Annotated in this window: 8 protein-coding genes; 7 read left to right on the top strand and 1 reads right to left on the bottom strand. The window is 51.7% G+C overall.

Translation table 11 applies throughout. From position 1 onward, the window contains the following. Positions 1-102: 102 nt before the first annotated feature. Entirely contained in the window at positions 103-1,887 is a 1,785-nt protein-coding gene (locus tag EYB30_RS18485; RefSeq protein ID WP_166841093.1) for an ATP-binding protein, read from the bottom strand. Positions 1,888-2,221: 334 nt separating this feature from the next. Between EYB30_RS18485 and EYB30_RS18480 the strand changes: the two genes are divergently transcribed. The 7 genes from EYB30_RS18480 (at position 2,222) to EYB30_RS18450 (ending at position 13,055) form a co-directional block, all read left to right on the top strand. Continuing rightward, positions 2,222-5,941 (top strand): nitrate reductase subunit alpha, encoded by a 3,720-nt coding sequence (locus EYB30_RS18480; RefSeq protein WP_166841089.1) that lies wholly within the window; start codon positions 2,222-2,224, stop codon positions 5,939-5,941. A 158-nt stretch (positions 5,942-6,099) separates the two neighbouring features. Next, positions 6,100-7,635, top strand: a complete 1,536-nt coding sequence (gene narH, locus EYB30_RS18475; RefSeq protein WP_166841085.1) for a nitrate reductase subunit beta — start codon at positions 6,100-6,102, stop codon at positions 7,633-7,635. Positions 7,636-7,638: 3 nt separating this feature from the next. Then, a complete protein-coding gene (gene narJ / locus EYB30_RS18470; protein WP_166841079.1) occupies positions 7,639-8,394 on the top strand; it encodes a nitrate reductase molybdenum cofactor assembly chaperone in 756 nt (251 codons plus the stop codon). Positions 8,395-8,406: 12 nt separating this feature from the next. Beyond that, positions 8,407-9,096 (top strand): respiratory nitrate reductase subunit gamma, encoded by a 690-nt coding sequence (gene narI / locus EYB30_RS18465; protein ID WP_166841077.1) that lies wholly within the window; start codon positions 8,407-8,409, stop codon positions 9,094-9,096. 145 nt (positions 9,097-9,241) lie between these two features. Further along, positions 9,242-10,009: a peptidylprolyl isomerase gene (locus tag EYB30_RS18460; protein WP_166841075.1), complete on the top strand. Its 768-nt coding sequence runs from the start codon at positions 9,242-9,244 to the stop codon at positions 10,007-10,009. A gap of 206 nt (positions 10,010-10,215) precedes the next feature. Further along, positions 10,216-11,490, top strand: a complete 1,275-nt coding sequence (locus tag EYB30_RS18455; protein ID WP_166841073.1) for a diguanylate cyclase — start codon at positions 10,216-10,218, stop codon at positions 11,488-11,490. A 374-nt stretch (positions 11,491-11,864) separates the two neighbouring features. After that, a complete protein-coding gene (locus EYB30_RS18450) occupies positions 11,865-13,055 on the top strand; it encodes a hypothetical protein (protein WP_166841071.1) in 1,191 nt (396 codons plus the stop codon). The last annotated feature ends 4 nt before the right edge of the window (positions 13,056-13,059 follow it).

Below are 13,059 nucleotides of genomic sequence, written 5' to 3'. Positions count from 1 at the left end.
AAACCCGACGCAAACACCCAATTCAATATGTAAACCCATACCACCGTAGGGGCGCATTATTGCGCCCCCAATATCATTGGGGCCTACAACACCGGCATGTCATCACGCCATCTGCTGCTGTAATAAATACTCCGGTGCAAAACTAAAATACACCCCGGTGCCGCCCTCCTCTCTCGCTCTGATTTGAATGTTACCGCCTAAATGTTTACTACGCTCCTGCATAATAGCCAGGCCATAGTGGTTAAGCTTTTCGGCCGCTTGCGGTATGCCAACGCCGTTATCTTCTACCGCCAGGCTGATACCGTCTTTACTGTGCTGCAGGCTGATTTTCAGCTCGCTACCCTGGCTGTGGTGTACGGCATTCTGGCTGGCTTCGCGGATAATTTGCAGCAGGTGTATTTCTTCATGCGGCGCCAGCGGCACATTGGTCAGCTGATAATCCAGCCGGATCTGCAAGTCAGACTGCTCGGTTAACTGTTTTACCGTGGTTTGCAGCGCGCTTAACAAGCCTGCACCGTCAACTTTTAACCTGAAGGTGGTCAGAAGCTCACGTAGCTGGCGGTAGGCCGCATCCAGCCCTTGTTTCAGCTCAGCCGATACATCGGCAATAGTGGCTTTATCCTCTTTCTGGGTGGCTTTATTTAACCGGGTGACCTGAATTTTTAAATAGGATAACGCCTGCGCTAAAGAATCATGCAGCTCGCGGGCGATTACCGTGCGCTCCTGCATCAGTGCCAACCGCCGCACCTGCTGCTCTTCTGATTTTAAACTCAGTGCCAATGCCAGCTGATCGGCCACCGAGGCCATTAACTGTTGCTGCCAGCGCGCCAGTTGTTGCCCTTCTGGCAACCGCGCCACCAGTACGCCGTACTTTTTACGCTCGCGTTGCAGCAAATAATTATACTGGTGTGTGCTGCAGCCGCTATTCTCGCTTTGGCTTAAACAGTCGCCACAATTTTGTTCTGCGCAGGGATCATTTTCACTGTCCCCCGGCACCAACTGCATATAGGGTCTGTCACCGGCTTCGGTAAACAGACACAGCTCTAAATCATCAAGTTTTACCACCGTTTTTAGCTCGGTAACAATTTTACTGAAATCAACATACTCCGGCACGTGCTCACTGATACGCCGCGCGGTGTTGTATAAAAAGCGTAGAGTGGTATTGGTATGCTGCAGCGCCTCGGTTTGCTGCTCTACCCGCTGTTCTAAGTTGCCGTACATATAGGCAATAGAGTCATTCATCTTGTTAAAGCTGTGCGCCAGGGTGCCCAGCTCATCGTTATTCTCTACACTTAAGCGGTGAGTAAAATCTCCCATCGCGACCCGTTTGGCACCTTGTGTCAAGGCTTCCAGCGGCTGTTGTACCATCACTTTTAACCAGTAGATCACTATCGCTGACAGTAATACTGTCGCCAGCAGTGCCACCAGTTGCAGGGTGCGAAAACTGCGTACCTTTTGCTCGGCATCCTGCTGGATATAAGACACCAGCTGCTCCAGCAACTGGATTTGCTCTGCCAGCGCCACTTCAATCTGCGCTGGCTGGCCGGACAATTGTGCCAGGCGCGGCTCCAGCTGCTGCCAATGATGCTTTGCGGCATCGAACTGGGCCACGATGCGCGCATTGTGCATAAAACGGGTAAATACCGGATGCTGCCAGCTCTCGTTAAACTGTGCTTTAGCCTGTTGCAAATTTTGTTCGTCCTGCTGCTGCGTTAACCAGGCCATACGGTAACTTTGCATCCTGAGCGAGCCAGCAACATTCACCGCATGAGCATCACTGTCGGTTTTATCCGACAACCAATACGATGCCAGCATAGTGCCAATGGCCAGCGTAACAATACAGGCCAGCGCGATATTAATTCGGGTAACAATAGAAAACTGTCGCATAACCACTCCGCATATTTACTGCCTAAGCATACCTGCTTATCTGTTATTACGCCGCTTTGTTATAAAAACCGTCGGCACAATCGAGCTACCCCCTTTTTCCCGTCGGGGTAGCTGGCGCTTGCCACTTGATACCGCAAGGGGTAAACACCCGCCTATTGTCGGCGATTACGGCACTACCCACACTACCACTTTGTAGGTATTTTCGTTTTTTATCAGCCATTTAGCGCTCTGGTTAGCGTGATCTAAATCAAGCATCATCCAGCTGTTGTTTCTATAGTGTGCATACCAGAAAAGCAATATGTCTGTTCATGCAGGACAAGACCAGGAGTAAACCATGAGTCACCTACTCGACAAACTGCGGTTTTTTAAAACCCGCAAAGCCCCGTTCGCCGATGGCCACGGTGTTACCACTAATGAGGATAGAACCTGGGAACAGGGTTACCGCCAGCGCTGGCAGCACGATAAAATTGTGCGCTCTACCCATGGTGTTAACTGTACCGGCTCGTGCAGCTGGAAAATTTATGTTAAAGACGGTTTAGTCACCTGGGAAACCCAGCAAACTGACTACCCACGCACCCGTCCGGATTTACCGAACCACGAACCGCGCGGCTGCCCGCGTGGCGCCAGCTATTCCTGGTATATCTACAGCGCCAACCGCTTAAAGTACCCCAAGGTACGCCAGCAGCTAATGAAACTATGGCGCGAAGCCAAGGCTGCGCACAAGGACCCGGTTAAAGCCTGGGAGTCTATTGTCACTAACCCGGAAAAAGCCAAAAGCTACAAAGAGCGCCGTGGTTTAGGCGGTTTTGTCCGCGCCAGCTGGGACGAAGTCAACGAGCTGATTGCCGCCTCTAATGTCTATACCACTAAAACTTATGGCCCGGATCGGGTTACCGGCTTCTCACCTATTCCGGCGATGTCGATGGTGTCTTACGCCGCCGGCGCGCGTTATTTATCACTGATTGGCGGTAACTGCTTAAGCTTCTATGACTGGTACTGCGACTTGCCCCCGGCGTCACCGCAGGTATGGGGCGAGCAAACCGACGTGCCAGAATCGGCCGACTGGTATAACTCCAATTACATTATTGTTTGGGGCTCTAATGTGCCACAAACCCGTACCCCCGACGCGCACTTTTTAACCGAAGTACGCTACAAAGGCACTAAAACCTGTGTTATTACCTCAGATTACTCTGAAGCGTCTAAATTTGGTGACACCTGGTTAGCACCACGTCAGGGTACCGATGCTGCGCTGGCGATGGCCTTTGGCCATGTCATTCTAAAAGAATTCCATGTCGATAACCCAAGTGCCTATTTTACCGACTATGTAAAACGCACCACCGATATGCCAATGCTGGTGATGCTGGAGCAAGGTGACAAGCATCTGACGCAGGGCCGGTTTTTACGCGCTGCCGATTTGGTTAATAACCTGGGCGAAGACAATAACCCGGACTGGAAAACCATTGCCATTAACAAAGATGGCCGCTTAACCAGCCCGAATGGCGCTATTGGTTATCGCTGGGGCCAGGCCGGCAAATGGAACCTGGAGCAAAAAGATAAAGACGGCGATATCGACTTACAGTTATCGCTAAAAGATAACCGTGACGAGCTGGTCGAGGTGGCCTTCCCGTATTTTGGCGGTGCGCCGCACGAGTATAAATACTTCCAGCATACCGCGCATGATGAAGTGCAACTGCGTAAAATCCCGGCTAAACGCGTCGAACTGGCCGATGGCAGCACGGCGTTAGTGGCTACCGTATTTGACTTAATGCTGGCGCACTATGGCGTAGATAACGGCATTAATGATGCCAGCCGGGCTAAATCTTATGACGACAACGTGCCTTACACCCCGGGTTGGCAGCAGAGCATTACCGGTGTTAACCCGGAAGATGTGGTACGCGTAGCGCGTGAATTTGCCCGTAACGCCGATAAAACTCGCGGCCGTTCTATGGTAATTGTCGGTGCCGCATTAAACCACTGGTACCACATGGACATGAACTACCGCGGTTTAATTAACATGCTGATGATGTGTGGCTGTATCGGCCAAAGTGGCGGCGGCTGGGCGCACTATGTTGGCCAGGAGAAACTGCGGCCACAAACCGGCTGGACCCCGCTGGCGTTTGCACTGGACTGGCAGCGGCCGCCACGTCATATGAACGGTACCTCGTTCTTCTATAACCATTCCAGCCAGTGGCGCTATGAAAAGCTGGATATGACCGAAGTGGTATCGCCTTTGGCGAACAAAGAAAAGTGGAGCGGCAGCATTATCGACTTTAACAGCCGTGCCGAACGCATGGGCTGGTTACCGTCAGCACCACAACTGGGCGTTAACCCGCTGGGCCTGGCCGCTAAAGCTAAAGCTGCCGGTGTCGAGCTAAAAGACTATGTGGTACAGCAGCTAAAAGATCGCAACATTAAGTTTGCCTGCGAGCAGCCCGACAGCCCGCAAAACTTCCCGCGCAATATGTTTATCTGGCGCTCTAACCTGCTGGGCTCCAGCGGTAAAGGCCACGAATATATGCTGAAGCACTTTTTAGGCACCAAGCATGGTTTGCTCGGTAAAGACTTAGGCGAGTTCGGTGGTAAAAAGCCGCAGGATATCGAGTGGGCTGACAAGGGTGCCGAGGGCAAGGTCGATTTATGGGTAACGTTGGATTTTCGTATGTCCACCACCTGTCTGTATTCCGACATTGTGCTGCCTACCGCTACCTGGTATGAAAAAGACGATATGAATACCTCGGATATGCATCCGTTTATTCACCCGTTAACCGCCGCTATTGACCCGGTATGGGAAGCGCGCAGCGACTGGGAAATTTTCAAAGGCATTGCCAAGGCATTCTCCAAAGCCGCCGTTGGCCACTTAGGTGTGGAAACTGACGTAGTCACCACACCAATGCACCACGACACCCCGGCCGAACTGGCCCAGCCTTATGGTGTTAAAGCCTGGTGGAAAGGCGAATGTGATGCCATTCCGGGTATCACCATGCCGCACATTAATATTGTCGAGCGTGACTACCCCAACACCTATGCCCGCTTTACCTCGATTGGCCCCTTGCTGGAGAAAATAGGCAACGGCGGTAAAGGCATCAGCTGGGATACCAAAGAGGAAGTGAAATTCCTTAAGCAGTTAAACCGGGTGCATACCGATGAAGGTGCCAACAAAGGCATGGCGAAAATTGACAGCGCCATCGACGCCTGCGAGATGATTTTATCGTTAGCGCCGGAAACCAACGGCCATGTCGCAGTTAAAGCCTGGCAAGCGCTGGGCAAAATTACCGGCCGTGACCATACCCATTTAGCGCTACCCAAAGAAGACGAGAAAATCCGCTTTAACGATATCGTCGCCCAGCCGCGTAAGATCATCAGCTCGCCAACCTGGTCAGGCCTGGAAGATGAGCATGTGTCGTACAACGCCGGCTACACCAACGTGCACGAGCTAATTCCATGGCGCACCATTACCGGCCGCCAGCAGTTTTATCAGGATCACGAGTGGATGCGCGATTTTGGCGAGCAGCTGTGCAGCTACAAGCCGCCGATTAACTTAAAAACCGTGCAGCCGGTGCTGAACAAGAAACCCAACGGCAACAAAGAAGTGGTACTGAACTGGATCACACCGCACCAGAAATGGGGTATTCACAGTACTTACTCTGACAACCTGTTAATGCTAACGCTGTCGCGTGGCGGCCCTATTGTCTGGTTAAGTGAAACCGATGCAGCCGCCGCCGGCATTGAAGATAACGACTGGATTGAAATCTTCAACGTTAACGGCGCTATTTCTGCCCGTGCTGTGGTATCGCAGCGGGTGCCGGAAGGCATGAGCATGATGTACCACGCTCAGGAGCGCATTGTAAACGTACCGGGCAGCGAGCTTACCGGCACCCGTGGCGGTATTCATAACTCGGTTACCCGGGCGGTAATGAAACCCACCCACATGATCGGTGGCTATGCGCAGCAATCCTACGGCTTTAACTATTACGGCACTGTCGGCTGTAACCGCGATGAGTTTGTTGTGGTGCGTAAGATGAGCAAAGTCGACTGGCTGGACAAGGAGGCATAACCACAACGCATCTGTCACGCCAGCGCGGCGTTGGGCCAGGTCTCAAAATGCTCATTTACTCAAAGGTAAACTGCGCTTTTTCGAACCTGCCCCGCCTTGCTCTGACGAGACATCCATCATTGTGGATTATGCCCCCTAACAAGATTTGAGGAATTAACATGAAAGTCAGAGCCCAAATAGGCATGGTGCTGAATTTAGACAAGTGCATAGGTTGCCACACTTGCTCCATCACTTGTAAAAATGTCTGGACCTCGCGTGAAGGTGTCGAGTACGCCTGGTTTAACAACGTTGAAACCAAACCCGGTATCGGTTTTCCGAAAGAGTGGGAAAACCAGCAAAAATGGAACGGCGGCTGGGTACGCAATAAAAGCGGCAAGCTGGAGCTGAAAATCGGCGGTAAGCGCCGCATTCTGGCAAATATTTTCGCCAACCCGGACTTACCGGAAATTGACGACTACTACGAGCCATTCGATTTTGACTACCAGCATTTACATAACGTTGGCGACACCAAGCACCAACCGGTAGCACGGCCGCGATCGTTGATCAGCGGCCAACGGATGGAGAAAATTGAATGGGGCCCGAACTGGGAAGAAATTCTCGGTACCGAGTTTGCTAAACGCAAAATCGACCAGAATTTCAATGAAGTAGTGCAAAAGGACATTTACGGTCAGTTTGAAAAGACCTTTATGATGTACCTGCCACGCTTGTGCGAGCACTGCTTAAACCCGGCTTGTGTCGCGGCCTGCCCCAGCGGCGCCATTTATAAGCGCGAAGAAGATGGCATAGTACTGATTGATCAGGACAAATGCCGTGGCTGGCGCATGTGTGTGTCGGCCTGCCCGTACAAAAAAATCTATTACAACTGGAAAACCGGTAAATCCGAAAAATGTACTTTCTGCTTCCCGCGCATTGAGGCCGGCCAACCAACGGTGTGCTCAGAAACCTGTGTCGGACGCATCCGCTACTTAGGCGTGCTGCTATACGACGCCGATAAAATTGAAGTGGCGGCTAATACGCCAAACGAGAAAGATTTATATCAGGCGCAGCTGGATATCTTCCTTGATCCGAACGATCCGGTAGTGATTGCCGCGGCCCGCGCTGAAGGCATCAGCGATAACTGGATTAAAGCGGCCCAGCGCTCACCGGTGTATATGATGGCGATGGAGTGGAAAGTGGCACTGCCACTGCACCCGGAATATCGCACCTTACCAATGGTGTGGTATGTGCCGCCACTGTCACCTATTCAAAGTGCAGTGCAGGCTGGCCATGTTGGCATGAACGGTGAAATTCCGGATCTGAAATCACTGCGTATTCCGCTGCGTTACCTGGCCAATATGCTGACCGCCGGTGATGAAGCACCGGTAGTGCGGGCGCTGGAGCGGATGATAGCGATGCGCGCCTTTAAACGCGCGCAGCAGGTAGACGGTGTAGAAGATGCCGATGTGCTGAAACAAGTCGGCTTAACACCGGTACAGGTAGAAGAAATGTACCGCTATATGGCGCTGGCCAACTATGAAGATAGGTTTGTTATCCCTACCAGCCACCGCGCCTATGCCGAAAACGCCTATGACTTAAAATCGAGCTGTGGTTTTAGTTTTGGCAACGGCTGCGGCGATGGCAATAACGGCGTAAACCTGTTTGGCACTAAAGCCAAAGGCGTACGTCAGGTTATCCCGGTTGAGATTAAGGATTAAAGCATGCCAATACTACAACTGTTATCTCTGCTGCTGGATTACCCGAAGCAGCCGCTGGTAGAGGCGAAGGCTGACTTGCTGGCGATAGTGGCTGATGCCGCTATCGCAGCCGAGCTTAAGCAAAACTTAACGGCTTTTATCGAGCATCGCTGCACCAGTGAGCTGATGGACTGGCAGTCAGAGTACGACGGCCTGTTTGAACGCGGCCGCTCATTATCCTTACTGATATTCGAGCATATTCATGGTGAGTCACGCGATCGCGGCCAGGCCATGGTGAACCTGATGGCGCAATATCGCGAAGCCGGGCTGGACATTGGCGTTAAAGAGCTGCCGGACTACCTGCCGCTTTACCTGGAGTTTTTATCCACCCAAGGCGAACAAAACGCGCAAATTGGTCTGGAAGAAATCGCGCCAGTGCTGGCGGTACTGCTGTGCCGTCTTGAGCAACGCGGCTCTGACTACGCCAGTATTTTCGCTACCCTGCTGGCACTGTCTGAAGCTGACGTCGATTTAGCCGACATCAAGCAACAGCTGGCCGGCGAGCAGCGCGACGACACGCCCAAGGCGCTGGACAAGGTATGGGAAGAGGAAATGGTCAGCTTTATCGGTAACGAGCAAGCCAATTCAGCCTGCGGCAGCGGCAATAAACCAACTGACGGTCAGCGCCGCGATCAGTTTATCCCACTCAGCACAGAGCTGCTCGGCAGCACTGAAGCAGGCGCACAACTTTATAAAGCAGCCGCGGCTAAGCGCGCTTAAAGGAGCATTAACATGGCACACTTAAATCTGTTTGCCTTTGGCATTTACCCCTACATTGCCATCGCCATTATGCTGATTGGCAGTTGGATCCGCTACGACAGAGAGCAATACAGCTGGAAAACCAGCTCCAGCCAGCTGCTGGAAAGCAAACAACTGCGCAAAGGCAGTATCGCTTTTCACATCGGCGTGCTGGGCATCTTTTTAGGCCATTTCTTTGGCTTATTAATGCCAAAAGAAATCTGGTATCTGTTTGGTATTACCACCCAAATGAAGCAAATGATCGCCATTGGCGCCGGTGGCTTGTTTGGCTTGATCTGCTTTTACGGCCTAACCGTGCTGATTAAACGCCGGCTGTTTAACCCGCGCATTCGCGCTACCAGTAACCCGATGGACATTGCCATTTTGTTTTTACTCTATGCGCAGTTAATCCTGGGTTTGCTGTCTATTTTTGTCTCGATGGGCCATTTAGATGGCGCTGAGATGCTAAAACTGATGGCCTGGGCGCAAAACACCGTCACCTTTAACAGCTTGGCGGCAGCAGAAGCCATTAGCGGCGTGCACTGGATTTTTAAACTGCATGTGTTTTTGGGCATGACGTTGTTTGTGGTGTTTCCGTTTAGCCGCTTAGTGCACATGTTAAGCGTGCCGGTGCAGTACATCAGCCGTCAACACCAGATAGTACGCCAGCGTTTTGTTCGCTAACTCAGAACTGGCAACAATTGCTCTAGGGCGCAAGGATGCGCCCCTACGGGACACTTCGGTTTCAAACAAAGTGTCGATTTACAATCTGACCATTGTAGGGGCGCATCATTGCGCCCCAATAACCAGCAGATTACAGAGGTTTAATATGATACAAGTCAACCAAGCCAGTATCAGCGAAGCGGCGATAATGGCCGAAATGCAGTACCACCCGGCCAGCGATAAACGCGCGGCTATGCTAAAGGCGGCCGAGTCACTGATTATTGGTGAGCTGCTGCGCCAGCGTGCTAAAGCGCTGGGACTGAGCGTAAAAAGCGAAGCCAACACCGCCAGTGATGATAACTTTCTTGACGTACTGATCAATGCTGAAGTGGCTATTCCGCAGGCCAACCAAACAGAGTGCGAGCAATATTACCGGCTAAACCCACAGCGGTTTCAAAGCTCACCACTGCTGGAAGTCAGCCATATTCTGCTGGCGGCAGCGCCAGAAGATGACAAAGCCCGGGTAGAGGCAAAAACCCTGGCCGAGCAGTTAATTAGTAAGCTACAACAAGGCGAACCGCTGGCACAACTGGCACAACACTACTCGGCTTGTCCGTCAAAAGAAACCGGCGGCAGTTTAGGCCAAATCAGCCGCGGCCAAACCGTGCCGGAGTTTGAGCGGCAAATATTTAATGCCGAACCAGGGCTAATGCCACAACCGGTAGAAAGCCGTTATGGTTACCACATAGTGTATATTGCGCGCAAAGTGCCTGGCCAGTTACTGCCATTTAACGCAGTCGAGCAAAAAATTGCCGACTATTTAAATGAAAAAGTACGGCGCAAAGCGGTAGCCCAGTATATTCACACCTTAATAGTGGACGCTGAAATAGAGGGTTACGACTTTAACCTGTCAGCCTCACCGTTAATGCAGTAGGAGCGCACCATTGCGCCCAGGCAACATAGCAAGCGCTCAGGCCTATTTGCGCCCTGCTTTATTCAATGTTGTATCGCAAGCCTATCCATCTAAACCAGGGGCGCAAATATGCGTCCCTACGCTAACGGCGGTATCGCCACATTATTTACACAGCGACGTTATCTTACGATAGACTTAACGTAACAACTGTATACAGCGAGTAGCGCATGCAAGCACTGATTGTTGAACCCAGCCCCACTTATCAGCGCATTTTATCCCGAATGCTGGAAAGTTATGACTTTCAACTTACCTTTGTCGACTCTGCCACTGCCGGCTTTCGCGCTTTAACGCAACAACAATTTCAGATGATCTGTGTTGCCATGTACCTGCCCGATCTAACCGGTATCGATTTTTGTCAGCACGTGCGTCAGCGCAACAGCGAAGTACCGATCTTTATTGTGACCTCAGAGACGGATCCGGAACTGCTATCATCAGCACTGACCGCCGGTGCCAGCGATATCATCCGTAAAGATGATTTACCGCGACTGGAGGAAAGCCTGCATGCGCTTATTCCTCTGGGGCCGTTTCGTTACAATATCAGCGGCAAAGCGCTGTACCTGGAAGACAGCCTGACAGTAGCCAAAGCGACAGATGCGAAATTAAAACGGCTGGGCTTACAGATGGATCATGCGTTCTCTATCGCTCAGGCACTGCAGTTACTCGACAACAATAAATACGAACTGATCATGACCGACATCGTGCTGCAGGATAACGAGACCGGTATTGATTTTATTCAGCGGCTGCGTGCCGACAGCCGTTTTTCGCAAACGCCGATCCTGGCCGTGACCAGCCTGGAAAGTGTGCACCGCCGTATTCAGGCGCTGCAATCCGGCGCCAATGACTATATTTCCAAGCCGGTGCTGGACGAAGAGTTGTTTGCGCGGATAAATAACCTGATCTCTGCCACCCGTTTAATAGAACAATTAACGCGCGAGCGTCAGCGGCTACTGGAGCTGGCCACCAAAGACCATCTTACCGGCTTATATAACCGCCACTTCCTCACTGAGCTGGCCAAGCGCCGTTTTGCCGATGCCAACCGCCAGCAACAGGCATTAGCTGTACTGGTGCTGGACATTGATCACTTTAAACAGATTAACGATCAGTATGGCCATCAAACCGGTGATAAAGTATTAAAACGTGTCGCCACTGCGTTACAAGCGCAGTGCACAGCAGAGCAATACCTGGCGCGTTTTGGCGGCGAAGAGTTTGTGCTGTTATTACCCGATAGCAACCTCAGTACAGCACACGACAAAGCCCAGCAATTGTGCCAAACCTTGCAACAGTTGCAACCAGAAGGCATTAACACCAGTGTCAGTATTGGTGTAGCTTGCCTTAGCACAGCGCGTGAAGAATACTTCGATGAAGTATTTGCCCGAGCCGACAAAGCGCTGTATCAGGCGAAACAGCAAGGCCGTAATCAGGTGATTGCACTGGCGCCTTAACCTGAACAGGCACCAATTTAGCGCTGCTCTGCCCCGCTTTTGCTCAGCGCCGGAACAAACCAGCCTGACAATAGAACACAAGTCTTTGAAATAGCTATAGTTAGCTAGAAAATCACTCACTGGCACAAGCACTGCTTAGTGAAACCCTGTTGGTACAATATTTATTCAAATGGCAAAGACGCCTGTCGTTTAAGTCCGGTAACGGACTGATAGCGGCCGGCGTTTTTTTATGCCCCTAACAGATGTACTGCAGCAGTACCAACATTAGCACCGGCTTACCGCCTTTTAGGTAACCCTTTAATTAAATTATATAAATTTACTAGCCGCGTTAAGATCAGCCTGCTTTTACGCGGCCCTGACCAAAGGAATACATTATGAAAGCTTTCCCCGCTGTGATGTTATCTGTGTTACCGTTTTGCTTTAGCCCCAGCCTTATTGCCAATGAACTTAGCACTGCACTTAAGCAAAGCAATGTGTCGGCGCAGTTTCGCTACCGTTTAGAATATGTCGAGCAAGATAATGCGCTGGACGATGCCATCGCTTCTACCCTGCGCAGCCGCTTAAGCGTAAATACCGGCAAGGCGTATGGTTTTAGCGCCTTACTACAGGTAGACAACGTTAGCCTGCTGGGTAATGACAACTACAACAGCAGCGTCAACGCTAAAACCCACTACAGCGTAGTGGCAGACCCTAAGGGCACCGATATTAACCAGGCGCTGCTGCGCTACCAAAATGACAACGGCACCACGCTAAGCGCGGGCCGCCAACTGGTGAACCATTTAAACCAGCGCTTTTTAGGCGGTGTCGGTTGGCGCCAGAACGAGCAGACCCTGGATGGTTACCGCCTGCAACAGCAGTTCAGCGACAGTGTGAGTGCTGAGCTAGGCCACTACCATAACGTGAATCGGGTATTTGGCCCCAAGGGCGCCGCGGCCGATCAACACGGTAGCTTTAATACCGCCTTGCTGCAATGGCAGCCCAATACAGCACATCAGCTGGCCGGTTTTGCTTATGATTTCGACTTTGATAACTGGGCGGTACGCAGCAGCCGCACTTATGGCGTCGACTATCAGGGGAAATTAGCCAGCGGCCCGAAACTAAGCTGGCAGCTAGCCCTGGCCAAGCAAGACGATGCGCATAATGCGCCGCTCAGTTTTAGCCACCACTACCACCGTTTCAGCTTAAGCTGGGCACTGGATAACCTAACACTGCAAGCCGGCCAGGAGCGTTTAGCCGGCGATGGCCAAAGCGCCTTTCAAACCCCGCTGGCGACCCTGCATGCGTTTTCTGGCTTTGCCGATATGTTTTTAAACACGCCGGATAACGGCCTACGCGATAACTGGCTAGAAGCCAAAACCAAGCTAAACGACGTTGCCTTAAGCCTGGCTTATCATCGCTTTGACAGCGACCTTGGCAGCGCGAAATATGGCGATGAATGGAGCGCCAGCGCCGGTTATAACCTTAACAAACAGCTGTCAGCGCTGTTAAAGCTGGCACACTACCAGGCTGACACGCTGGCGGTTGACACGACTAAGGTCTGGCTGATGCTTAGCTACCAGTTGTAAATAT

It is taken from the genome of Rheinheimera pleomorphica, from assembly GCF_011634895.1.
In the GTDB taxonomy this organism is placed as follows: domain Bacteria; phylum Pseudomonadota; class Gammaproteobacteria; order Enterobacterales; family Alteromonadaceae; genus Alishewanella; species Alishewanella pleomorphica.
This window is presented reverse-complemented; position numbering and strand designations above follow the sequence as displayed.